The organism is Arundinibacter roseus (genome assembly GCF_004348825.1).
GTDB lineage: Bacteria > Bacteroidota > Bacteroidia > Cytophagales > Spirosomataceae > Arundinibacter > Arundinibacter roseus.
Genome location: NZ_SMJU01000006.1, coordinates 329323 through 352185, shown reverse-complemented (window position 1 = coordinate 352185; position 22863 = coordinate 329323). Strand labels below are relative to the sequence as shown.

Sequence of the window (22863 nt, the reverse complement as noted above, 5' to 3'; positions counted from 1 at the left end):
TACCCAACCTAAAAAAATCAGATTTATGTCAAACAGAAGAGATTTTATAAAAAAAGCCACCCTTGCCACGGCAGGCGTTGCGCTCGGCACACAGGCATTCAGTGCCGCAAGCTATCGCAAAATTGTTGGTGCCAACGACCGTGTTCGGGTTGGTATCATCGGTTTTTCGGACCGTTTCAGAAGTTCATTGGCCCCTAGTTTTATGGAGCATGCCAAAGAAATGAATTTTGAGTTCATGGGTGTATCTGATATTTGGACCCGCCGCCGCGAAGAAGCCGAAAAAACGCTGAAAGGCAAAGGATGGGTAAGCAACGATTTTGTGAAATGCCGCAACAACGATGAGCTACTTGCCCGCAAGGATGTAGACGCCGTAATTATCAGTACCGCCGATTTTCAGCACGCGCTGCATAGCGTAGATGCTGTTCGCTCGGGACGCGATGTTTACATGGAAAAGCCTTTTGCCGAGTCGCTGGAAGATGCAAAACTTGCGCTCAAAACCGCCGAGGCTTCCAAGCAAATTGTTCAGGTAGGTTCGCAGCGCCGCTCAGCACCAAACTACCATGCAGCCAATGAGTTTATCAACTCCGGTAAATTTGGTGATATTTCGATGGTAGAAATGACCTGGAATGTCAACCAACCCGGACGGTGGCGCCGCCCGGATCTCGTCGATTCCATCAAGAAAGAAGATGTAGACTGGGATCGCTTCCTGCTCAATCGCCCCAAAGTTGCCTGGAACCCCCGGTACTATCTGGAATACCGCTTGTTTTATCCCTACTCTTCGGGTATTCCCGGACAGTGGATGTCGCACCAAATTGATACCGTGCACTGGTTTGCCGGTTTAGAAGCTCCGCGTTCCGTGGTAGCCAACGGTGGTGTATATGTCTGGAAAGACGGACGTACCAACGCCGATACGTTTACGGCCGTGTTTGAATATGGCCCGTTCAATGACAAAAACAAAGGATTTCAGGTGATTTATTCGTCGAGAATGCATCAGGCTGCCGGAGATGTAAAAGAATATTACTACTCAAACGGCGGGATGATTAACCTGGATACCAACAAAATTACACCCGAAGGCGGTCTCGCTGCCGGTCCGGCGAAGGCGATGGGAATGTCGGCCAATATGCTACCGGAAATGTCGCTGGCAAGTACCATGAAAATGGAAACAGGTGCCAACACGGGTGCAGATCCGATGACCTCGCTGCACATGCGCAACTGGATGGATTGCATTCGCAGCCGCAAGCAGCCAAATGCACCCGCCCGGGCCGGATTTAACCACGCAGTTGCCAACATCATGGCTACACAGGCTTTGCACACGGGTAAGAGAGTTACCTGGGATGAAACGAAGAAGGATATTGTCGTAAGTTAATTCCTTATCTATTTCGTGCAACTTGAATTTTTACAGATGAAAAAAATAATTTGTATCCTTGGCATCGCTTTTCTATCCGGAAATGTGTGGGCTCAAAAAGTAACACTGGTAGAAAATTCTGCCGAAAAAAAGGTAGATGTAAGTGTCGATGGCAAGCCGTTTACATCCTATATTTTTCCTGGTCCGGACAAGCTTAAAAAAGCAGTACTTTATCCGGTCAGAACGGCACAGGGAACGCTCATCACCCGCGGGTGGCCGATGGATCCGCGGCCGGGCGAACGCGTAGATCATCCGCACCACGTAGGACTATGGCTTAATCATGGTGATGTAAATGGCTATGATTTCTGGAATAGTTCAGATGCCGTGGATCGTACCAAACATAAGTATGGAGACATTATTCATACTGGCATCACAACCGTAAAAAGTGGTAAGAAAAAAGGACAGCTTGGTGTAACGGCCGATTGGGTAAGTCAGGATGGGAAAACACTGTTGACCGAAAAAACTACTTATCTGTTCAGTGCCTCGGGGGATCAACGAATTATTGACCGCATCACAACGCTTACCGCTGTTGAAGATGTTACGTTCAATGATTCCAAAGAAGGCCTTTTGGGGCTTCGGCTTGCCCGAGAGCTGGAACATCCTTCCAAAAAGCCGGAGGTATTTACTGATGCCAACGGTGTTGCTACCAAAGTGGCATCCTTAAATAATGAAGGGGTTACAGGTATGTATCAGAACAAAGAAGGTGTAACCGGCGACGATGTATGGGGCAAGCGCTCTGCGTGGTGCGATCTGGAAGGTACTATCGGCAGCGAGAAAGTAAGTGTAGCTATTCTGGATCATCCGGCCAACATTGGCTATCCGGCCTATTGGCATGCACGTGGATACGGACTCTATGCGATTAACCCTATGGGTGACAAGGAATATTCCTCAGGCAAAGAAAAGGCTCGGAATAAGAAACTTGCCAAAGGCGAATCCATGACCGTACGCTATCGGGTTGTGGTAGCGTCTCATCATTTGTCTGATTCCGACATGGAAAGTCTTGCTTCTGATTTCTCAAAGGTAAAGTAAAGCGAGTATTCTTGGGAAAGTATGGTCTGTCAGTAACTGCTGGCAGACCTTTTTTGCTTCACAAAAAATTAATCCTCCAAAAACAACTCGCTGGCTACCCGATCAGCGAAGAATTTTCCTGCATGTGTCAGGCGTAGTACGTCATTCTCCAACTCAATCCAGCCCCGCTTTTGAATTGATTCAAAATCCTTTTGCATTCGTGGCCAATAGGTTTCCAAAGACAATTCCTGTAAAACTTCCAGCCGACAGCCCCAACGGGTGCGCAGGCCGGTAAGCAGGTAGTCATTTACTTTTTCGGTCATACTCAGTTCCTCCACCGTAGCCGGAATAGTATACTCTGAAAGCGCCTGAATGTACGCCGCATTGCGATTGATAGTATAGTGTCGGCTAAGCCCGTTGTAGGAGTGGGCACTTGGGCCAATGCCGAGGTAAGGCTTCCGCTGCCAATAAGCGCTGTTATGCTGACTATACCGTTGGTTTTTGGCAAAATTTGAAATTTCATATTGTTCAAATCCTTGTGAGTCAAGAGATTGCATGAGGATTTCAAATTGCTCAGCGGCAAATTCATCTTCAATCGGTTCAATTTTTTTCTTTTTTACCCAATTGCCAAACGTGGTCTTGGGTTCAATCGTCAGGCAGTAGGCCGAAATATGCTCCACACCCAACGCAAGGGCCTGTGAGATGTCTTGCTCCCAAATCGCATGATTGGAGGCCGGCAGGGCATACATCAGGTCAATGCTGAGATTGGTAATTCCGACTTCCTGCGCCTGTTTCACACAGACTTCGGCTTCCTGTGCCGAATGAATCCGGTTCATGAAGCGCAGATGAGGATCATGAAACGATTGAATGCCAATACTTAAACGATTGACGCCCTGTTGCGACAGCGTGGTTAAAATAGGTTTGGAAAGATCGTCAGGATTGGCTTCCAGCGTAATTTCTGCCTCAGGTAACACCGTATAGTTTTTATGTATGGCGTTCAGAAGCAACGAAAGTTCGTGGGTAGACAGAAGCGAAGGCGTCCCCCCTCCAAAATAAATGGTTTGGATTTGACTGGATTGCAAATAGTCTTTCTGTAAGTCAAGTTCCCGAATCATCATCTGCACCATCGTCTCTTTTTGTGAAAGAGAAGTACTGAAATGAAAATCGCAGTAGTGGCAGGCCTGCCTGCAAAAGGGAATATGAAAGTACAGATGCATAGAGCGCTGAAAAATCTGGGATTACCTTTAAAAACAAGAGAAGGCACGGATTGCCGTGCCTTCTCTTCTATAAACCTGAAAAATAAATTATTCGGCGGGTACCACGTTGATAACCACCGTATGTTTTACTTCCTTGTGCAGGTCAATGATTGCATTGTACGTACCGATTGACTTCACGTCATCTACCGTAATTTTCTTACGGTCAATTTCGATACCTTTTGCATGCAGGGCATCAGACACCTGTGTGTTGGTAACGCGACCAAAAATACGTCCGCTTTCGCCAACCACTGCCGGAATGTTGATCACCATGTCACCAATTGACGCGGCAATATCTTCGGCATCTTTCTTCAATTTTTCAGCTTTGTGTGAGGCCTGACGAATATTTTCGTTGACAATTTTACGGTTTGTAGAATTGGCCAAAACAGCATATCCCTGTGGAATCAGGTAATTACGGCCGTAACCGGCTTTCACGCTCACGGTGTCGTTTTTATACCCAACACCGGCAATATCAGTTAACAATATGATTTCCATTTCTTTTCGATCTTCTTTACGTGATTATTTCAATTGATCGGCTACAAACGGCATCAGAGCCAAGTGGCGTGACCGCTTAATGGCTTGCGATACTTTGCGCTGATATTTCAAGCTTGTACCTGTCAGGCGGCGGGGTAAAATTTTGCCCTGCTCGTTTACCAGTTTCAATAAGAAATTGGGATCCTTATAGTCGATATATTTAATGCCTGATTTCTTAAAACGGCAATATTTTTTGCGGTTGATGTTTTTTTCAACCGGTTCGTTTACGAGTGTCATAGCTTAAGCCTCCTCTTTTTTGGTTTCAGTTTCTACTTCTTTTTTTCTGCCTACCAGCCCTTTACGCTTTTTCTCATTGTAAGCCACAGCGTGCTTATCAAGCGCAACGGTAAGAAAACGCATCACGCGTTCATCACGACGAAACTCGGTTTCCAGGGTATCAATCACAGTACCCGGAGCAGTAAACTCGAATAAGTGATAAAAACCTGTGTTTTTTTTCTGAATTGGGTAGGCCAGCTTGCGCAATCCCCAGTCTTCCTGGTGTACCATCTCCGCACCATTGTCGGTAAGGATACTACGGAACTTGTCAACGGTGTCCCTCATCTGGGCCTCAGATAAGATGGGAGTTAAAATGAACACCGTTTCATACTGATTGTTCATACGAATGAATTGATTTTTAAAATGATATAAACTATTTTCTCAAAAAATGAGGGTGCAAAAATAGGGCTTGGAATCCACTTTTCCAAGCCCTGCTGCTGTTAATATAGATGCCGGGTGAATTACTTGACCGTAAAGTCGCCCTGTCCGATTTTGAATCCTTCACTGTACAGCTCTACGGTGTACTTGCCATCTTTCAGTGGAACGCCACCTTTTCCGTAGTAGATATCCAGATTTTGGCGGGAATTGGTAAAATTAACCGCTTCCTTGGAGCTGTAAATCATTTCGCGTCCGTTGTGAACAAAGGCGCCTGAGCCGGTAGCCATGTCAGAAAGTACGGCACCATTCGGATCAAGAATCCGCATGAATACATCCTTACGATCTTGCTTGGCAATTGAGTTTTCGCCCAATACAAAACTTACTTTCAATTGATCAATCCGGCGGGCTTTGTAGTTGCCACCTTCGCGTTCTTTTCCTTTGGCAGTCAGGGCATTTACCCGGATATTCTCGGCTCTGAGGGCAGAGGCAATCGTGACTTTTTCGCTAAGCTCCCGATTCTGCACGGCAAAGTTTGTTACCGAATCCGCCAACGCTTCCCGCTCTGATTGGAGCCCGGTTACGGTTTGTGACAACTCTTCGTTTCGGGCCGTAACGATACCCAATTCTTCCTTCAACTGCGCAATGTCTCTGTCTTTTTGGGAAAGAATTGCTTCGTAGGAGCGAATTTTGTCCTCGTAGGTTTTGGCCGAATAAGCGTTCTTGCTTTGCAACGATTGTTTGTCTTTTTCCAATTGCTGTTTTAGTGCAATCAAAGAATCAACGCTACCGCCCAATTGTTGTATTTCTGCAATTTTTGCATCAAGTTGAATGGAAATGGAGTCCAATTTTGTTTTAGTAAACAATACCTCTTCGGTCTTGGCAGCTATGATGGTATCTTTGCTCTCGTTCTCCTGTCTTTCCTGATAAAAGAAATAGAGCAGGACAATGTTTAAAAGTGCCAATATGGCGAGCGCGGCCCAAAGTAAGGTTTTACGGTCACGCTTTTGCTCCTGATTGTAATCCATGCGATGCTTAGTGTTTGTTTGGTTTGAATGCTATTTATTCCAGATTTTTTGAATCCCAACTTTTTGCAAATATAAGGCTTTATTTCAATTACTTTATTAAATAACTCACTGTCAGGCAACTAATACAAAAATGGATACATTTATAAAAGAAAACATTTTACAGGTAAATTCTCAGCTTGGAACTAAGACAAAACTAATTGCCGTCACTAAAACCAAACCGGTGGAGGTTTTGATGCAGGCCTATCAGGCGGGCTGCACTCGATTCGGGGAGAACAAGGTGCAGGAAATGACTGACAAATACGAAGCTTTGCCGAAAGATATTGACTGGCACATGATCGGTCATTTACAGACAAATAAGGTCAAATACATTGCACCTTTTGTGGCTTTGATTCATTCGGTGGACAGCTTAAAGTTACTGAGTGAAATCAATAAACAGGCCTTGAAAAACAATCGGGTTATTTCCTGTCTGCTACAAATCTATATTGCGAAAGAAGATACGAAATTTGGACTTTCCGAAGAAGAGGCCATTCAACTCCTGCAATCACCTGATTTTGAAAATCTTAAAAATATTCAGATTGTGGGACTTATGGGCATGGCCACCGATACCGACAATCAGGAGCAGATACGGGCGGAGTTTCGGAGCCTTCGGGCGTTTTTTGAATCGCTGAGGGAGTGGTCACATCCGCGAGTGTCTATGGCTGAGCTATCTATGGGCATGAGCGGTGACTTTCCAATTGCAGTCGAAGAAGGCAGTACCCTTGTGCGGGTCGGGAGCGCTATTTTTGGGAAGAGAAATTGATTTCTCCTTACGATTTTACCTGTGCCGGCATGTGCGCATGAATGGCTTCAACGACGGTTTCAAACGGTAATTGTGCGCAGGGAATCCCTTCCTGCCGAATCAACACGCAGTTTTCCTGCCGGCCATACGAGCCCGAAAACGGGTTGTAAGCCGGAAAATCGTTTAGGGAACCCATCAGAACAAAGCCAAAAGTGCCGGCCGCGTTGGCCAAATGGGAAGGTCCGCTGTCGAGTCCGATGAAATAATCGGCTCGGCGGATGACTTCCGCAGTTTCCAAAATGGATAATTTGCCCGTTAACGAATGAAAGTTTGGATGCCTAACCGAAAGATTTGAGCTCAATCCAACTTCAACAATTGAAAAGGAATACTGCTCCAACAGATAGTAAATCAGATGATTCCACTGCTCTTTTGGCCAATCTTTGGGAGTGTAGTTGGATTGGCAATGAATTACGATAAATGAATCGGGCAGACGAAGGGCATCAACTTTTAGCTGATGTCGTTGCTGTAAATAAAGTCGGGGCTGATCGTCTCTTGGCTGCGAAAGTCCGGCAATCTGCGCAAAAACGCTGAGCAAATTTCCGAAATTAAAATAGGTATGAACATTTACCCCTTTGGCCTCAGCGAGTGGATTTTCTACGTACACATCGCAGGTTGCGCAATGATTATTATTACGGAATTGAAGCTCAAATATCTGATCAAAAACGCCGGTTTTGAGCAGGGTTTGCCGCTGTGTGACGCAGAATTCTGGAAAAGCCTCGTCAACATGAGGATTTGTTTCAATCAGTTCTTTAAAAACCGGCTTTACAAACCACACAAGATGAGCGTTTGGGAATTCTTCCCGAATATGCCTGGACAAAGGTTCTGTGGCAATAATATCACCAAAATGCTCCGTACGGATAATAGCAATGAGCTGTTTACCAGCGGGAAAACTTTGTTTTTTCCAAAAAAAATAGCTCCATGCCTGCCAGGCTTTTCGATGGGCCCGGGCAATGTGGGAGTACTTGTGGTAGCGATGCGTCCAAAGGGCAATAAATTGTTCCAAAGCCATGTGTGTAATTCCGGTTTGCGCCTGCAAGTTACGCAAGAAAATCCAAAGGGATATTGCTTAGCGGAGGCTTTGCCTGTACCTTTGAATCAAAAGTACGGAAAACGATTCTTCTGAATTATGAAATTTATGTTACAATCCGGCGCCTTATTGGGTGCTATTGCCGTTGCATTAGGTGCCTTTGGTGCGCACGCTCTCAAAGCTACATTGGAAGCTTCCGGCCGGGCGGATACGTTCGAAACAGCCGTTAAATATCAATTTTACCACGCCATTGCCCTGGTTTTGATCGGAGTTCTGCTTTCCAAAGCGGATGCTTCGGCTGCAAAATGGTTGCATTGGTCAGGGTATGCTTTTGCTGTAGGAGTTCTGATTTTCTCCGGCTCATTATACACGATTTGCTTTACAGGAATAACCAAATTTGGCGCCGTAGCCCCAATCGGTGGCATGTTGCTGATTTTGGGTTGGGTGATGCTTTTTGTTGCTGCCGGAAAATTTGCCTGATGTATAGTAGTTTACGCTACAAATTAAAAGTACGTTTGGCTGTGGGTAGACAACAACCGCAAACTTGTACGCACGATTTGGCCCATTGTTTGGCACTGCATGAAGGCCTGATGACGGTAATGACGTGCCAGATCTTTGCGTAGCAGCGAAACATATTCAGACGTTGAAATAATATCATCTGACATCACGTCCAGAATATCATCTGCCCGCGATTTTTCGATTCGCATGCGGGTGGCAATTTGCGAACGCTCCTCAATTTGATACTGCCGTACACTTTCGGGCGTCATGTATTTCATGCCCAACTCAATAATGAGGTTGTTTTGTTTGAAGTACTGCGGCATGTACACCGTTTTCTTTCCTTCATACGACTGCTGATCGAAGTCAATGGCCCGAAATCGGTAGTAAATTTCTTCAAAGTCAGGTGTAATATCTACCACAAAATTGCTCGAATGCATGTCGCCAAGCAGGCGAACAAAACAACGTTCGTTGAACTTGACAAATTCTTTACACAAGCGAATCGGGTTCAGATTCAAATCACCCAGTTGGGTTTTCATGAAGATGTCTCCCGGTATTCCGGCAATGTGCTCTTCCACGAGCGACTCCCCACTCGTAAGATAACTCACCTGATTGGGCGATAAGATATCTTCCAGTTCGAGGCCGTACACGCGGGAAGCATCGGCATTTTTTATGTAAAAATAATCGAAGTTGTCATTGATCTGATTGACGATACGTACCCGAAACGGGCGCGTGTTTCCATAGGTACAAAGATCGACGCGGTCTACCGAAAGGTGATTCAGAATGGACAAATCGCCGTCAACTTTTAAATGGGCATAAATGGTTTTGAGCGCCTGAAAAATATCAGCCGTATCCTGCGGATCATAAAAAACTGACAGCCATAAGGTATCATTTCCTTTGGGATCGTACAGGGAAATTGCGTTTGAAAACCGAAGCAGATCGGTATAGTGGATTTTCAAAGGTACTTCCCGCTGGTATTTGACGAGGTACTCCCGTAAATTGGAATTGATCGGATAGGGTACTTTTTTTCTACTAATGAGGGCCATAATCAGGTTCGGGAAAGGGTGTAGGGACGCTGCGAGTCAATTTTCAGAAAAATAAATAAAAGAACTGAAAATGACCAGAGCGACGAACCACCGTAGCTGAAAAATGGCAGAGGAATACCAATCACGGGCATGAGGCCGATCGTCATACCGATGTTGATCATGAAGTGGAAAAAGATAATTCCCGCCACGCAGTAGCCGTACACACGTGCGAAGCGCGTGCGCTGTCGCTCAGCCAGCGTAATGAGACGTGTGATAAGCCCAATAAATAGACAAACCACAAGGGCAGCCCCGATGAAGCCGTGTTCTTCGCCAACGGTACAGAAAATAAAATCGGTACTTTGCTCAGGTACGAAGTCGAATTTAGTTTGAGTTCCTTCCAGAAATCCTTTTCCTGACAGCCGCCCGGAACCAATCGCAATTTTGGATTGAATCACGTTCCAGCCTGCGCCGCGTGGATCGGAATCGGGGTCCAGCAAAACCAGAATTCGGCTGCGTTGGTGCTTTTGCAGGATATTATTGATAAAAAAATCTACACCAAATACTACGGCAATCATCAGTGCCGAAACCACAATTGTAGCCATAGTTCCACCACTTCTACGCGTAGACTTTGACATCAAAGACCAGATAATTATGGCTACGATGATTATTCCGATGGCTATGTACCATTTGACAAACAGCAAGGTCAGGATCAGTAAAATGGCCATAACAATACCAATCGCCGGTATAAAACCCGGTAACCCTTCCCGGTAAAGCATGATGGCAAAGGAAGCAAATACGAGCATGGAGCCCGTTTCGTTGGAAAGTAGAATGAGCAACGACGGCAGACAAATGATAGCAGCAATCGGCAGATAGTCTTTCCACGAACGCGTCAGGCTAATGGCCGGGTCGCTCAGATACTTGGCAAGGGCCAAACTTGTGGCCAACTTGGCAAATTCGGCAGGTTGCAGGGAGAATGCGCCAATTTTTATCCAGGATCGGGAGCCGTTTATTTCTGAACCCGCAAACAAAACGAGTATCAGCATGAAGATGATGAACCCGTAAATAATGAATGCAAATGTTTCGTAGAATTTATAGTCTACCACCAAAATGCATATAATCAATAGAATTGTCGTACCGATCCACATGATTTGCTTTCCGGCATTGTGCGACAAATCAAAAATGCTCATCGGAACCTCGGGACTATACACCGCAGCGTAGATATTGAACCATCCAATAAGTACACAAAGGATGTAAATCAACACTGCCACCCAATCGAGATTTTGGGTTAAATTATTTTGATTTCGGGCCATGAAAAAGGAGAAATATCTTTATTTAAGTGCCAACATGGAGAGGAATAATTATATCCCGGATGCAGCGGTGAATTTTTCTTTGGGAGCTGTTTGTTTTGCAAGTGGTGCCAGTACGTCCTTCTTCTTACTCGAATCAGGTTTCGTGGCTTTTTTAGGCGTTGTTTTGGGCATATCGGGCATGAAGTTCTTGTTGATGATATAATTCTCCATGGCCTTGTTTTCTGTTTTGCCTTTGATGTACCGCTCAATCAGCAAATTCGCTACCGGCGCGGCAGCTGAGCCTCCCCATTTTCCGTTTTCAACAAAAACCGCAATGGCAATCGTCGGATTGTCGGCAGGAGCGAAGGCAATGAAAATTGAATGGTCGGGTCCTTTTTTGTTTTGGGAAGTTCCGGTTTTCCCGGCAATCTGAATGCCTGCCATACGGGCCATGCCCATTACGGTGCCAGCCTCAACGGCACCAATCATGCCCGGAATTATGGTTTCAAAATGCCGGGGCTCAATCCCGGTTTCGTGCCGAACGAGGTATTCTGGCAACGGGTTGTTCTTTTTTCCTACACCTGACACCACGTGCGGCGTGTAATAGTACCCCCGATTCGCAATGATAGCAGCTACGTTCGCCATTTTTAAGGGCGTAATCAGCAATTCACCTTCGCCGATACTCAACGAATAGACGTTGGAGAATTTCCAGCGTTTTTCTCCATAAATCTTGTCATAGTACGAATCATTCGGCAAATTCCCCTTGTATTCACTGGGCAGATCCACACCTAAGCGCTCGCCGATGCCAAACTTACTAACCTGTTCGTTCCATTTGTTGAGACCGTACGCAGAGGCTTTGTAGGTATCTTTGATGTCATTGTCATAAATAATGCGACGGAAAACCTGATAGAAATAGGGATTACACGAAAACTGAATGCCGTGTTCCACGCTGTTGGCACGGCCCCCACAGTGGCATTTCATGGGTATGCCGGCATGGCCAAAACCCGTGCCGGGCGTAATGACCCCGGATTGTAAAGCAGTAAGCGCCTGAATCAGTTTAAAGGTAGATCCGGGCCGGTAGCTCGCCATCACCGGACGATTGAACAAAGGCTTGTAAGGGTTGTTGGCGAGTTTGCGGTAGTTTTCTGAAAAATGCCGGCTAGCCAGGATGTTGGGGTCGTAGCTCGGGGCAGAAACTATCGTGAGAATCTGACCGGTTTTGGGCTCAATCGCCACGACACTTCCTACCTTGTTGCGCATCAGACTATCGGCATACTGTTGCAGATCCAGGTCGATGCCGGTGTAAAGGTTTTGACCGGCTACTGCCATTGTATCCAACTCGCCATCTTTCCAGGAGCCTTTCATCACTCCCGAAACATTCTGCATCACGAACTTAATGCCTCGTCGCCCGCGGAGCTGATCTTCGTAAAATTTTTCCAGGCCATTTTGCCCGATATAGTCGCCTTGCTGGTAGTAGTACCCTTCCTGTTTTTCGAGCTGCCCACGGGTAATCTCACTCACGTAGCCCAACGTATTGGCAAGCGTAGGTGCGTTGTAGGTACGGAGCGAACTCTTGGAAAACTCGAATCCCGGATAATCGACCATGACATCCTGGATCCGTGCAAAATCTTCTTTGGATAGCTGCCGCAAAAACAGCGACGGCTTCACGCGTGAGTAAGACCTTGCGGCATTCATCAGGCTGTCGAAGGTGGGGCGTTCGATGTTCAGGAGCTTGCAAAAAGTAAGCGTATCCTGAATTTTGGCTTTGTAGGGCGTAACCAGCAAATCGTACACAGGCGTATTATAGACAATCAGCTTCTCATTTCGGTCATAAATTTGCCCGCGAAAGGGAATCTCAATGACACGTTTGATCGAATTGCTCGACGACTCGATGGAGTAGCTGTCGTCCAGTACCTGAAGATAAAGCAGACGAAAAATGTAGGCGAAACCAATCAACCCAAAAAAACCAAAAATAACAAAACGACGATTATCAAGCATTCTTCCCGGAAATAACCTTTTCTCACATATTTATGCACGAAGTTCGTGACATAGAATCATTTATCAAAGGAACATCATCAATACTTTTTAATCCCATCCCGCTCCTTTTGTGGCGGTTTTTATGCGGCACAAGTAGCCATCTGCCGTGATGTACAGGCTGCTGCCATCGTCGCCCCAGGCGCAGTTGGCAGTCGGTTGTCCGGTCTGAATGGTTCCAAGCAGAGTGCCCGTGTCGGTCAGAATCAGGACACCGCCCGGCCCGGTGGCCCACAGGTTGCCCGCCTGATCTACTTTCAGGCCATCCGGCAAGCCCTTCAATCCTTTCTTAACGAGCGGAGTAGCGTCATACAGCAGTTTTCCGGCCCCCACATTTCCGTTTTCCAAAACCGGATAAGCCATCAAAATGGCACGTTCAGGGTCAGACTGAGCTACATACAGCGTTTTGGCATCAGGTGAAAAAGCCAGCCCGTTTGGTCTTGTGAGGTTGTCGATGATGCGAACAACCGTGCCGTCCGCTGTGACCCGATATACCCCAAATTCTTTGATTTCACGGGTAGGGTCTTTGTCTTTTTTGGCCAAACCATAGGGCGGATCGGTGAAATAGTAGCTGCCATTGGTCGGGTGCTGCGCCACGTCATTAGGGCTGTTGAAGCGTTTTCCTTCAAACCGATCGGCAAGGGTGATTTTGCCGCCGCCCGTCAGTGGCATAGCCGAAAGCCGCCGGTCGCCGTGCTCACAACTGACGAGCCGGCCCTGTGAGTCAATGATTAATCCGTTACTACCGGGTTCGTCGCTGTATTCGCCGCGTCCGGTATAGCCCGAAGGTTTAAGGAATTCAGACAGCCCGTCTTTCTCGCTCCATCGGAAGACCGTATTGGCCGGAACATCCGAAAAGAGTAAATAACCACCTTCTTTGACCCAAACAGGACCTTCGGACCACACAAAGCCAGAAGCAAGTACCTCAATTGTACTGCTTTTGGGAAGTAGTTTTTCCAGTTCGGGACTATCGTACTGCACCCGCCCGAGGGTAGGGTATACAGGTTGCGCCTGAGAAATGCTCATACTTGTAAGGAGTGTAAAGATGATGTATAGATTTTTCATGGAGTCAGTTGGGTTTAGGGGTTTGTGGGGAATACTAATACAAAATGGGTTACGAAGTTCGATTGGGACATTCTGCTTTCCCAGGTTTAGGAATGATATTTTTTATTCTTATTTCTCTCACCACTGGTGAGAGTTTTGGAAAATCCTTGTAAGTCTCGTAGAACTGCTTCATTCTCCAAATATTCTTGTCAGAGAAGCCCTTTATTTCGGGTTCGTTGGTTTGTATATAGTGGGCTATCTCAGCCACAACCGAGTCGCCCCATTCTGAACCTTCAATTTTCTTGCTGATATATTCGCCGATAGTCCAGTAAAGGTTTATGAGTTCAGCGTTTACGGCTCTTATCGCATTAGACCGGGATTGCTTTATTAGCTGAATGATGTCCGAAAATCGATTCTCCATTTTTTTTCTAACTGCTACAAATCTACCTACTCTCTTTCAAATATTGCATGTCAAATCCTTAGAAATCATCGTCTTACATAGAAAAATGAATTCCTTATACTCCTGAAACGAGACTAGTAGAATTCCAAAAGTTGTATGTTCAAAATCGTCTTTTTTAATCAGGAAACTGCCTTTAAACCGACGATTGACCCGATTAAGGTAGTGATAAAAAATAAGCGCCAAAAGGTTGCCGGTTCTTTGAAGACGAATATACCTACCAAAACGGTCCCAACGGCACCGATACCCGTCCACACGGCATAGGCTGTGCCGATTGGCAACGTTTGTGTTGCTCGAATCAGGAGGGTCATGCTGATGGTAAGGGTAAGGACGAAGCCTGCGTACCAGCCCAACATTTCATTGCCGGTGGTGCCTTTTACTTTTCCCAGGCAGTAGGCAAAAGCAACCTCAAATAATCCCGCTAGTATCAAAATAATCCAATTCATGGCATTTTGTTGGTTAGTACTTTGAACGCTTTGCCACAAAGTACTAACTTCTTACGAGATCTTTGTAAGAGACGGGCGATGCAGTGGGTTGCTGCACAGGCGGATGGAGGAAATGAGGGGGATAGAGGGGTGACTTTTGAAAACCAACTGACAGTTAGTGCAAGTTTCGTTTTTCCAATTCTTTTTTCAGGGCTTCATATTTCTTTGGTTTCTTCAAAAATAGATAGATCAGAAACAAAGGAATTAGGATAGTAAACCCCCACGCACTTGCGGCAACACCAAAAAAGATTATCCCGACTAAAAACCCAATAAAAAATGCATCAAGGATGGGTGATGGTTTATTGTTTTTTGCTACTTCGAGCAATTCCTCATCGGTCAGTTGTGCTAGTTCTTCCTGAGTCATTTGTTTTTTTTATGGTTTATATGATGATGGGTAAGGATTTCGGGCTTGGCGAATGTGGCGGATTTCGGAGCGAGACTGTATTCATGCACTAAATTTGATGCGTTACACAAAACATCATCTAAGCACTGAACCCACTTTATTGCCAAACGCATATTATCGGTTCGACTTTCGTTTAATTATTCGATTCGGATAAATAATGAGTTGAATGAAGTTAAATTCTAAGTTATCAAATGATACTTTGTTTTCTGATTCGACATTTAAGAATAGATTCGGGTACCACCTTAAATTGGTTCTTAAAATCCAGGATTGTATTCTGTTGGGTCTAATATCCCATCCAAAAGTAAGACCATATCCTATTCTGTTATTTGTTGTCTCAATAGTTTTTGAACCTTCAAAATTCTCCCAAAATAATAATTTTTCATAACTAATAGTTGGTCCTAAAAAAGGTGTAAAGCCATGATAATCAAATAAGTATTTGGTTGTTTCGAATAAAAAAGATTTTCTATTCAATAGTTGTATAGCACCGTAAGCATTAGTAGAAGTACCATACCCTCTGTAACCTACTGACAAATTAATATCTGGTTTATGTAAATAGTAGCCGAAAGTAAAATCTGGCATTAGGGATGTACTATACCTGCCGATATAAGGTCTTTGACTCTTGTTATAGTCGCTTTGTTTTAGCCAAAAAGCAGAAGAAATACCTGCACCTATAAAAAATCCATTTAGTTTCCCTTTGTTTGCTAATATATCAGTAACTTTTTTAGTACGTCCAGATTCCCAGTCCTTTTCAGCACTTAATGTAGTTTCAAGCATATATCTATACGATAAAGTAAGATATATAGGTGGGGTATTTATTTTTTCAATTTGCGTTCGGGATATGAAGTAGTTTTGTCTGTTTGCATAATTCCAGGCTGCTCCAAGTTCAACTAGATGCTTTTTTGAGTTAAATGTAATACCTCCAAGTAAAGGAAAATTAGTATGGTTTAATTCAGGACCACTCGGATGTTCAAAATTATTATTTCGTTGTTCATAGAAAAATGGGGCTAATGATGTACCGATGTAAGGTCTTACTTTATTATGTTCAATACGCAGCGGATAATACTTAAAAACTGTTTCAACGCCTCGTAAAGCAGTAACTTCTTGGTTTTCTTTTTTTGACGTAGAGGCTGACAGAGGAATGCCTATATAGAAATCAGCATGACCCCAAAAATGAGTACCACCAATTAGCAATCTTGGCGAGATACTATTGGACAAGTTTAAGGACTGAGTATTTCCTTGCGTATCAAGATACCTTGCTGAACCCCCGATAGTTGATTGAAAATCAAAACCTAAATTCAATTGGGCAAACCTGTGTCTAGTTTGTTTTTCAGTATAAACTTGTGAATGTACTGTTTGGGTTATTGCCAAAATTGCAATTAGTAATATAATTTTTTTCATATTAAATTTTTAAGATGAACGCTAACGTTTTGCCGCAATGTGAAGGCGGTATTTTCACGACAAATATTGATCCGGAGAACCAAACGTTGATTAACCACAAATGTGTCTGCTGAGTACTGAACCGTCACTTTTGCCAGGCCTGTGTTAGCGGTTCGTTGTTTTTTTATCGTCAGTTTTCATTTAAGATTTTCTCCTAATTTCTCAATCTTGCCTAACCATTTTTTTCTTAGAGAAAATTCTGTGTTTTTTATTGGTCCAATATAAGTTACTTTAACTGGCTTAATTCCACAAAATTCCAAAGTAGATTTCTTTAATTGGTTAACACTTGGTCGTCCAAATGCAAACCAATAATACCAGGACGGTTGGTCAAGGGTTGTAATAATATGAGCGGTTCTGCCTGCCAATAGTTTGTCCCACCACACAGAATTTTCCCTATACTGAAATGCAAAACCAGGCAAAAAAAGTCTGTCAATAAAACCTTTCGTTATTGCAGGAAGTCCTCCCCACCAAACAGGATGAACCCAAACTAAATGGTTAGCCCATTTTATTTTTTCCCAGGCGTCTAATAAATCCGGCTCTAACTCTGTCCTTTTTTGATAACCAAATTCCAGATTTGGATTGAACTTTAAATCTTTAACTACAATTTCTTTAATGTCTGCTCCCGAAGCCAAGGCCCCTTTTTTGTAAGCTTCAAAAAGCCCGAAATTGAAACTATCACTGTTTGGGTGTCCGTTAATAATGAGTATTTTTTTCACTCTAAGGTTTCAAATTATTTGTCTGAAAAATGTTTTGTAGCGTAATCTTTTGGTAATGGTTGCGTATATTGGTGCTAACGGAAAAGCATTTGTGCAGGGCGGGCTTGATAGCACCATTGCCCCACAAAGTACTTAACCCAATAAAAAGCACAAAAGTTCAATAAAGCATTTTTGCCCACCTTGCACAAATGCAATGTTAGGCGTTTGTTAATTTATTCGCAGCACAATTTGTTTCTAACCAAGTTAAATATATCCTCATCAACTGATAAATCAAATTTTCTTGCAAACAGAATTCCTTTTTTTGATGATTCAGTCAATAAATCCCAATCATTTTTTGTAAAAATGTGTGGGTGATTACTCATTCTTGGCTTATTCCAATCGTCTTTTATTATTGGAATATTACTTTGAGTCAATCTATCCCAATCAACAAGACGCAAACAAGTATTTTCCACATTTTCTAATCCTTCTATGTAGTTAATTATGGTTGGTACAAAAAAGTTTTCAGGTGTAAAAGAATGCCTAAAAAAAATTTGGAATTTATTATTACTATTCCAAACATTAATAATTTTCTTTGCACTTTCAGATGATATATTAAACCACTGTTGACCATAATACAAACTAAAATCTCTTTTTTTAGGATTTACATATAGTCCAATAATATGGTGAATTATATATTGATGTATAGATTTTGGTAATTCATAAGACGGATATGCTATAATTTTATTTTTGATATGAAAAAAATAACTATCTGCAATTAAATAATCTTCAAAAAAATAATTTGTATATTCATAATAATCAAAAAAATTCTTTGTATAATTTCTCTTGAAAAAATCATATATTTTATTTATATTGATTAATGGTAAATCTTGCCCACTAATTAAACTTATATAATTATTTTTGTCTGTTATTGCTTTACTTAAACATAACATAGTTGCTTCCACAACTGAGAAATGAGACCATTTACAGTAAATTTCTGAAATTATTGTAATATTTTTATAGTTTGCTAAATAATCTAAGCATTTCATTTCAGATTTTGCTTTTTTATCCACGTGAATGTAAATATTAACATTTGGGTGTGTTAAGGTTTTTACTAAATCAACTACTTGATTTAGGTTTTTATGGGTTAATATGATGATAGCAAATTTAAATTCCATATTTTTCTACAATTACTTTTAAGCAGTTTTGTAAATGTTCTTCTAAAAATTGACTGTTATACAACTCACAACTATTATTAAATAAAATAGTCTTATCTATAAGATTTTTGATTTTATTTACGTTAAAATTGTAGTTTTTGTAATAGGTATTTGTGAGAAATAAAAATGTATTTATTTCTCTATGACTAAAATTTTTACTTATATTCCGTAAAAGTTCTTTCTTAATTTTATTTGAAATTTGTAGTTGCTTATTTTTTCTATATTCGCTTACTTGTTGTTGGTGAATTCTATACTTAAGTAGGATTTCTGGAATATTTGTCATTAAATTATTCTTATTTTTTGATAAAACAGCCCAAGCCTTATAGTCTTCTGCAGGTTCATATTTACTATCATATAAAAGAACTCCGTTTTTAAACATTACGGTTGGGTGTCCAATACAAGAGTTTGATAAAAGATTTACTCTAATTTTTTCACTATTTTCGGGATAATGCACCTCTTTTTCATAATAACCAAATGTCTGAAACCACGTACCGCATAATATATATTCAGGATTAGATTCCATAAAATTAAATTGTAACTCTAATCTTTTAGGTAACGAAATATCATCAGCATCCATTCGTGCTATATATTTTGCATTAGAAAAATTTAATAATATATTGATTGCATTTGTATAACCAATGTTTTTTTTACTTTCAAAATATATAATTCTCTTATCATTAAATTTATGTATAATTTCCTTAGTTTTGTCCGTACTTCCATCATTAAATATTAGCAATCTGAAATTTTCGTATGTTTGGTTTAACATACTGCTTACCGATTCATAGATATACATCTCGCTGTTATATACAGGCATTATAATATCAATCATAATTTAATTTTTACTGTTTGGTAATCCAAAAATATTCTTCGCTTGTACTAAGAAATATTTGCTCATTTTGGTAACTTATATATTTATTATTTAATACAAATCTCTCCAAATCAACAGATGATATAGATTCTTTCTGCAGTAAAAATTGTAAAAGGTGTTCACCATTTTTCGTTTTTTGATATATATCTGTTACATTTATTTTGGATGCAACAATTTCAATTTTACAACTAAGGTCTTGTTTATTGTAAAAATAATTTCTTATTTCTTCGCTTATTTTTTGTTCTTTCTTGGTGTCTTTTATGCTTTGTAATGACTTGTAATTAGAATTAACAATTAATATTACTGATTTCTCTTTCATTTTAGTCAAAACTTTATCTAATAAATCTGAAATATTATCTACATAAAATAAAATATGAGAAAGCAATGCAAAATCAAAAAATGGGATGTTTGTATTTTGAGCAAGATTGTTTTCTAATAAAACATTAGTCCATTTTAAACATTCAACTTTTTGTTTAAATATAGAGTACAAATATTGTGATTGCTCTATGAAAAAAAAAGTAGATTTTTCTAATAAAGTACAAATATTTTCTATTATTGTTCCGTAACCCGCCCCTATATCTACGAAAGTTAAATTATCTTTTGGATAATTTTGATTCAAATACTCTTGGATTTTATCAATTAAAATTATTTTTTCATTTGTTTTGCTCAAAAAAACATTGAAAAATATATCACTTTCATAAAAAGAGTTTAATTCATCAATTTTTGATAACTCACTAATATAGATATTGTGTAAGAACAGATAAGGTGGTGGGACTACCTCTTTACTTGAATTTCTTATTTTAGATTCGTGATAATGAAATACATTTATAGATTTACTTGGGTTATAAATTTTATATCCTGATTCTCTTATTGTAAAAGCAAAAGCATTGTCTACACCTTTAAAACCCAAATAATAAGGAAAATAATTTATTCTTATTTGACCTTTGAATAGCCAAGCGTCTTGGCTATACCCTTCTATTAAATTTCCTATAATATATTGGTTGTTAACTACTACAATTTCTTTTCTACTTAAAGCAAAACAATAGTTTTTCTCTAATTTTTGTATGGTATTGAGTGTTTTATCAAAAAAAATATCCGAATTTGATATGATATTTATATCAGAATCCAAAGTATTATTATTGATGTAATTAATTATTACCATTATAGTTGGTCTAACTGTTACACTCACTAAATTTATCTTACGAATATCCTGAAACAATGAAAAGGCTTTTTCATAATATTTTTCTTCAACGAATAAACTTATTTTATCAACTAAGTTGTTAATCACATTTTGTTGAATGCAGAAAAGTATTTCAGCATTTCTCTCTGCTGATATGGATAAAAAAAATTCAGAGTATATATTTATAGACTGCATTTGAATTTAGTAAAGAAATTATGATTTTTTTCTTTTAAATCACTGTAAGCATTCCAAGGTATATTGCTATTTAATCCACTTGGCTTTCGTTCCCATACATAAATACTATCAGGTAAATAAAGCCCTTTAGCATCATTTATTAAAGCACGCATCCAAAAATCAACGTCTTGTAGCGTATAAGAAAATGTAAGGTCATAACCACCTATACGATTCCAAAGACTTTTTTTGCAGGGGCTTGTCCCTAACAAAATCCACTTTTTTGCTAGTTTGAAACAGTCTAATTTACCATCTTCTGATATAGATGAACAATCAATAATTTCTCTTTTTTTGTTCTCTATTTTAGAGTAATTACCAAAAATAAAATCTATATCAGGGTTTTGAAGGAAAGTTTCAATAATTAGGTTGAGCGAATTGTCTGGAAGATAATCATCACCATCTAAGGGAATTATTATATCAGAATTAGCCATATTAAAACCTAAATTTCTACTATACGATAATCCCATATTTTCTCTGCTAAAATAAATTTTTATTTCTTTAGGAAGTTTAGTAGTCAAAATATTGATAGTTTCTGCATCCTCGCTGCAATCATCTATAACAATTATCTCTGTATTATATTTGGATACTTGATAATAAACAGAATTAATAGCACGCTCAATCAATTTACCTTCGTTGAAAGTAGTTATTAATATAGTTGCTGTCGGATTAGTAATTATATTCATACGTCTGTATAGTTAGGAACGTGGCAACAATAATATTCGCATCCAATAATTTTTTTTACTTTTCCATAGTTGGTCAATTGGCTAATAAACTTAAAATCGTGTCCATAACCATTACAATCTTCCCAAGAAATATTTAATTTCTTCCTATATGCTATTGTTGAAGTCCCACAATGACCATATTGAAAATAAGTTTCTCTCTCTTCTAATCTATTTAGCATTACCACATAATCGTCCCAGAAAACCCAATCTATATTATTGTCAAATTGATTAGCAATGTTTAAAATATGATTCTTACCTATAAAATCGTCTGTATCTAAAAAACATACTACTTTTCCTGACGCTTGATTTATACCTAATTGACGTGTAATACCTGCAAATGTAACTTGCTTTGGGACTTTAATTAGTTTTATATTGGTATAACTATTATAGTCATTCTCGCAAATATTTATAGTAATTTGACAGCCATCAGAAATAACTATCAATTCAGTATCTAAATACTTTTGTTTTAGGAATGATTGAATAGCACGATGGAATTTCTGAACTCTATTTGTTGCACAGTTTTCATACTCACCTAAGAATGAGGGCATAATTACTGATACTTTCATATTTTTAGTTTAATAACGCCTAACGGTTTGCAGCTTGGCGAAGTGGCGGATTTAGAAGCACTTACTTTCATTTTAGCACTAAAGTTCATTAGAATTCCGAATGTTCAATTTAGCACTGAACCCGCCATTTTGCCAAACTGCTGTTAGCACCAGTTTCTATTTTTGCATTTCAATTAGTTTCCATTGTCCATTTGGCTTTTTCTCCAAGTAAACACTAACATTTAGGTCATTTGTATTTCCTAAAACTTTAATTTCAAACTGTGCTTGTCCTTGTCCGTTTGATATACTTACATTTCCTGTTGGCATCATTCCGTATCCTTTTATTCCGCCAGTTTCTTTAATAATCTCTTTATTTTGTTCGATTTCTTTTGTCGCTACTTTGTAAGCTTCGGAATTCTTCATAGCACTTCCAGCGAATAAAAACACAAACACAAAGAATGTAACTCCAACTCCAATAAGTGCTAAAATACGTGGAAGTTTAGCCGGTTTATTTGGATTTTTTACCACGACTGTTTTTGCAACTTTGTCTCCAAGTCTTTTCTTTTGGTCGTTAGTTGCCAAAACAATAAATTCAACAGGCCAAATAACTATAAATAAATTTCGTAAAAAAAGTCGTCCAAATGAAGGGGTTTCATTCTGGTTATTTTCGTCTCGAACCATAATTCCCATAATCCATTTACCAACACTAATTCCTTTCAAGCTGTCTTTTGCAAAATAAAGAATGAAACCAGGTATCATAACAAACAACATTGTTGTCATCATTTTACTTGGATTATTTTCGTCCATAAAATTTGGTCCAAGTGCAATAAATAAAATTGAAACCATTAAAAATGTCATTACGAAATGGTCAATTATGAATGCCGCAATTCGTCTTTTTCTGCTTGATTTTAGAAATGTTAATTCTGTTGTTTGTTCTGTCATTGTTGTCGTTTTTTAAAATTGGTGCTAACGTTTTGCAGCTATACGCAGGCAGG

The 22863-nt window shown here is 40.3% G+C and carries 25 protein-coding genes; 4 read left to right on the top strand and 21 right to left on the bottom strand.

What is annotated here, in order from left to right; genetic code table 11:
- The first annotated feature begins 25 nt into the window (after nt 1-25).
- Both EZE20_RS11520 and EZE20_RS11515 read left to right on the top strand, forming a co-directional pair.
- A complete protein-coding gene (locus tag EZE20_RS11520; RefSeq protein WP_132117683.1) occupies nt 26-1366 on the top strand; it encodes a Gfo/Idh/MocA family protein in 1341 nt (446 codons plus the stop codon).
- A gap of 36 nt (nt 1367-1402) precedes the next feature.
- A complete protein-coding gene (locus tag EZE20_RS11515; RefSeq protein ID WP_132117681.1) occupies nt 1403-2434 on the top strand; it encodes a DUF6807 domain-containing protein in 1032 nt (343 codons plus the stop codon).
- A gap of 68 nt (nt 2435-2502) precedes the next feature.
- On the opposite strand, the gene hemW is transcribed toward EZE20_RS11515, so the two are convergent.
- The 5 genes from hemW to EZE20_RS11490 form a co-directional block, all read right to left on the bottom strand.
- Complete coding sequence (gene hemW, locus EZE20_RS11510; RefSeq protein ID WP_132117679.1) at nt 2503-3630, bottom strand: radical SAM family heme chaperone HemW; 1128 nt, start codon at nt 3628-3630, stop codon at nt 2503-2505.
- An 87-nt stretch (nt 3631-3717) separates the two neighbouring features.
- Nucleotides 3718-4161 (bottom strand): 50S ribosomal protein L9, encoded by a 444-nt coding sequence (rplI, locus tag EZE20_RS11505; RefSeq protein ID WP_132117677.1) that lies wholly within the window; start codon nt 4159-4161, stop codon nt 3718-3720.
- Between the two features lie 24 nt (nt 4162-4185).
- Nucleotides 4186-4437: a 30S ribosomal protein S18 gene (rpsR, locus tag EZE20_RS11500; protein ID WP_132117675.1), complete on the bottom strand. Its 252-nt coding sequence runs from the start codon at nt 4435-4437 to the stop codon at nt 4186-4188.
- A 3-nt stretch (nt 4438-4440) separates the two neighbouring features.
- Nucleotides 4441-4818 (bottom strand): 30S ribosomal protein S6, encoded by a 378-nt coding sequence (rpsF, locus tag EZE20_RS11495; RefSeq protein ID WP_132117673.1) that lies wholly within the window; start codon nt 4816-4818, stop codon nt 4441-4443.
- A 119-nt stretch (nt 4819-4937) separates the two neighbouring features.
- Nucleotides 4938-5879 (bottom strand): hypothetical protein, encoded by a 942-nt coding sequence (locus EZE20_RS11490; protein ID WP_132117671.1) that lies wholly within the window; start codon nt 5877-5879, stop codon nt 4938-4940.
- 130 nt (nt 5880-6009) lie between these two features.
- Between EZE20_RS11490 and EZE20_RS11485 the strand changes: the two genes are divergently transcribed.
- Nucleotides 6010-6678 (top strand): YggS family pyridoxal phosphate-dependent enzyme, encoded by a 669-nt coding sequence (locus EZE20_RS11485; RefSeq protein WP_132117669.1) that lies wholly within the window; start codon nt 6010-6012, stop codon nt 6676-6678.
- Nucleotides 6679-6685: 7 nt separating this feature from the next.
- On the opposite strand, the gene EZE20_RS11480 is transcribed toward EZE20_RS11485, so the two are convergent.
- A complete protein-coding gene (locus EZE20_RS11480) occupies nt 6686-7726 on the bottom strand; it encodes a glycosyltransferase family 9 protein (protein ID WP_132117667.1) in 1041 nt (346 codons plus the stop codon).
- Between the two features lie 117 nt (nt 7727-7843).
- Here EZE20_RS11480 and EZE20_RS11475 point away from each other — a divergent pair, with 117 nt between their 5' ends.
- Nucleotides 7844-8224 carry a DUF423 domain-containing protein gene (locus EZE20_RS11475; RefSeq protein WP_132117665.1) on the top strand — a complete coding sequence of 127 codons (381 nt, stop codon included), beginning with the start codon at nt 7844-7846 and terminating at the stop codon, nt 8222-8224.
- 23 nt (nt 8225-8247) lie between these two features.
- On the opposite strand, the gene EZE20_RS11470 is transcribed toward EZE20_RS11475, so the two are convergent.
- The 15 genes from EZE20_RS11470 to EZE20_RS11400 form a co-directional block, all read right to left on the bottom strand.
- Nucleotides 8248-9285, bottom strand: a complete 1038-nt coding sequence (locus EZE20_RS11470) for a hypothetical protein (RefSeq protein ID WP_132117663.1) — start codon at nt 9283-9285, stop codon at nt 8248-8250.
- A gap of 2 nt (nt 9286-9287) precedes the next feature.
- Nucleotides 9288-10574: a rod shape-determining protein RodA gene (rodA, locus tag EZE20_RS11465; RefSeq protein ID WP_132117661.1), complete on the bottom strand. Its 1287-nt coding sequence runs from the start codon at nt 10572-10574 to the stop codon at nt 9288-9290.
- A 48-nt stretch (nt 10575-10622) separates the two neighbouring features.
- A complete protein-coding gene (locus tag EZE20_RS11460) occupies nt 10623-12551 on the bottom strand; it encodes a penicillin-binding transpeptidase domain-containing protein (RefSeq protein ID WP_132117659.1) in 1929 nt (642 codons plus the stop codon).
- Between the two features lie 87 nt (nt 12552-12638).
- Entirely contained in the window at nt 12639-13652 is a 1014-nt protein-coding gene (locus EZE20_RS11455; RefSeq protein WP_132117657.1) for an SMP-30/gluconolactonase/LRE family protein, read from the bottom strand.
- A 49-nt stretch (nt 13653-13701) separates the two neighbouring features.
- Entirely contained in the window at nt 13702-14052 is a 351-nt protein-coding gene (locus EZE20_RS11450) for a DUF1016 N-terminal domain-containing protein (protein WP_199879892.1), read from the bottom strand.
- A gap of 158 nt (nt 14053-14210) precedes the next feature.
- On the bottom strand, nt 14211-14534 hold the full coding sequence (locus EZE20_RS11445; RefSeq protein WP_132117655.1) for a DMT family transporter: 324 nt from the start codon (nt 14532-14534) through the stop codon (nt 14211-14213).
- Between the two features lie 154 nt (nt 14535-14688).
- Nucleotides 14689-14937, bottom strand: coding sequence for an FUSC family protein (locus EZE20_RS11440; protein WP_132117653.1), 249 nt, complete (start codon nt 14935-14937; stop codon nt 14689-14691).
- Nucleotides 14938-15090: 153 nt separating this feature from the next.
- The gene (locus tag EZE20_RS11435) at nt 15091-16374 is read right to left on the bottom strand and encodes a hypothetical protein (protein ID WP_132117650.1); all 1284 of its coding nucleotides are present in this window, start codon (nt 16372-16374) and stop codon (nt 15091-15093) included.
- 176 nt (nt 16375-16550) lie between these two features.
- Nucleotides 16551-17129 (bottom strand): NAD(P)H-dependent oxidoreductase, encoded by a 579-nt coding sequence (locus tag EZE20_RS11430; RefSeq protein WP_132117648.1) that lies wholly within the window; start codon nt 17127-17129, stop codon nt 16551-16553.
- Nucleotides 17130-17341: 212 nt separating this feature from the next.
- Complete coding sequence (locus EZE20_RS11425; protein WP_132117646.1) at nt 17342-18283, bottom strand: beta-1,6-N-acetylglucosaminyltransferase; 942 nt, start codon at nt 18281-18283, stop codon at nt 17342-17344.
- Complete coding sequence (locus EZE20_RS11420) at nt 18273-19151, bottom strand: glycosyltransferase family 2 protein (RefSeq protein ID WP_132117644.1); 879 nt, start codon at nt 19149-19151, stop codon at nt 18273-18275. Before EZE20_RS11420 ends, EZE20_RS11425 begins: the two co-directional genes overlap by 11 nt.
- A gap of 10 nt (nt 19152-19161) precedes the next feature.
- A complete protein-coding gene (locus EZE20_RS11415; protein WP_132117642.1) occupies nt 19162-20565 on the bottom strand; it encodes a hypothetical protein in 1404 nt (467 codons plus the stop codon).
- Nucleotides 20553-21284 carry a glycosyltransferase family 2 protein gene (locus EZE20_RS11410; protein WP_132117640.1) on the bottom strand — a complete coding sequence of 244 codons (732 nt, stop codon included), beginning with the start codon at nt 21282-21284 and terminating at the stop codon, nt 20553-20555. The genes EZE20_RS11415 and EZE20_RS11410 overlap by 13 nt, the downstream gene beginning before the upstream one ends.
- Nucleotides 21281-21889, bottom strand: coding sequence for a glycosyltransferase family 2 protein (locus tag EZE20_RS11405; protein WP_132117638.1), 609 nt, complete (start codon nt 21887-21889; stop codon nt 21281-21283). Before EZE20_RS11405 ends, EZE20_RS11410 begins: the two co-directional genes overlap by 4 nt.
- 156 nt (nt 21890-22045) lie before the next feature.
- The gene (locus tag EZE20_RS11400; protein ID WP_132117636.1) at nt 22046-22810 is read right to left on the bottom strand and encodes an RDD family protein; all 765 of its coding nucleotides are present in this window, start codon (nt 22808-22810) and stop codon (nt 22046-22048) included.
- Nucleotides 22811-22863 lie beyond the last annotated feature (53 nt).

Bases quoted from the DNA above. Each gene is read 5' to 3' on its own strand.
- EZE20_RS11520 (WP_132117683.1), top strand. From the start codon at position 26: ATGTCAAACAGAAGAGATTTTATAAAAAAAGCCACCCTTGCCACGGCA.
- EZE20_RS11515 (WP_132117681.1), top strand. From the start codon at position 1,403: ATGAAAAAAATAATTTGTATCCTTGGCATCGCTTTTCTATCCGGAAAT.
- hemW (WP_132117679.1), bottom strand. From the start codon at position 3,630: ATGCATCTGTACTTTCATATTCCCTTTTGCAGGCAGGCCTGCCACTAC.
- rplI (WP_132117677.1), bottom strand. From the start codon at position 4,161: ATGGAAATCATATTGTTAACTGATATTGCCGGTGTTGGGTATAAAAAC.
- rpsR (WP_132117675.1), bottom strand. From the start codon at position 4,437: ATGACACTCGTAAACGAACCGGTTGAAAAAAACATCAACCGCAAAAAA.
- rpsF (WP_132117673.1), bottom strand. From the start codon at position 4,818: ATGAACAATCAGTATGAAACGGTGTTCATTTTAACTCCCATCTTATCT.
- EZE20_RS11490 (WP_132117671.1), bottom strand. From the start codon at position 5,879: ATGGATTACAATCAGGAGCAAAAGCGTGACCGTAAAACCTTACTTTGG.
- EZE20_RS11485 (WP_132117669.1), top strand. From the start codon at position 6,010: ATGGATACATTTATAAAAGAAAACATTTTACAGGTAAATTCTCAGCTT.
- EZE20_RS11480 (WP_132117667.1), bottom strand. From the start codon at position 7,726: ATGGCTTTGGAACAATTTATTGCCCTTTGGACGCATCGCTACCACAAG.
- EZE20_RS11475 (WP_132117665.1), top strand. From the start codon at position 7,844: ATGAAATTTATGTTACAATCCGGCGCCTTATTGGGTGCTATTGCCGTT.
- EZE20_RS11470 (WP_132117663.1), bottom strand. From the start codon at position 9,285: ATGGCCCTCATTAGTAGAAAAAAAGTACCCTATCCGATCAATTCCAAT.
- rodA (WP_132117661.1), bottom strand. From the start codon at position 10,574: ATGGCCCGAAATCAAAATAATTTAACCCAAAATCTCGATTGGGTGGCA.
- EZE20_RS11460 (WP_132117659.1), bottom strand. From the start codon at position 12,551: ATGCTTGATAATCGTCGTTTTGTTATTTTTGGTTTTTTTGGGTTGATT.
- EZE20_RS11455 (WP_132117657.1), bottom strand. From the start codon at position 13,652: ATGAAAAATCTATACATCATCTTTACACTCCTTACAAGTATGAGCATT.
- EZE20_RS11450 (WP_199879892.1), bottom strand. From the start codon at position 14,052: ATGGAGAATCGATTTTCGGACATCATTCAGCTAATAAAGCAATCCCGG.
- EZE20_RS11445 (WP_132117655.1), bottom strand. From the start codon at position 14,534: ATGAATTGGATTATTTTGATACTAGCGGGATTATTTGAGGTTGCTTTT.
- EZE20_RS11440 (WP_132117653.1), bottom strand. From the start codon at position 14,937: ATGACTCAGGAAGAACTAGCACAACTGACCGATGAGGAATTGCTCGAA.
- EZE20_RS11435 (WP_132117650.1), bottom strand. From the start codon at position 16,374: ATGAAAAAAATTATATTACTAATTGCAATTTTGGCAATAACCCAAACA.
- EZE20_RS11425 (WP_132117646.1), bottom strand. From the start codon at position 18,283: ATGGAATTTAAATTTGCTATCATCATATTAACCCATAAAAACCTAAAT.
- EZE20_RS11420 (WP_132117644.1), bottom strand. From the start codon at position 19,151: ATGATTGATATTATAATGCCTGTATATAACAGCGAGATGTATATCTAT.
- EZE20_RS11415 (WP_132117642.1), bottom strand. From the start codon at position 20,565: ATGCAGTCTATAAATATATACTCTGAATTTTTTTTATCCATATCAGCA.
- EZE20_RS11410 (WP_132117640.1), bottom strand. From the start codon at position 21,284: ATGAATATAATTACTAATCCGACAGCAACTATATTAATAACTACTTTC.
- EZE20_RS11405 (WP_132117638.1), bottom strand. From the start codon at position 21,889: ATGAAAGTATCAGTAATTATGCCCTCATTCTTAGGTGAGTATGAAAAC.
- EZE20_RS11400 (WP_132117636.1), bottom strand. From the start codon at position 22,810: ATGACAGAACAAACAACAGAATTAACATTTCTAAAATCAAGCAGAAAA.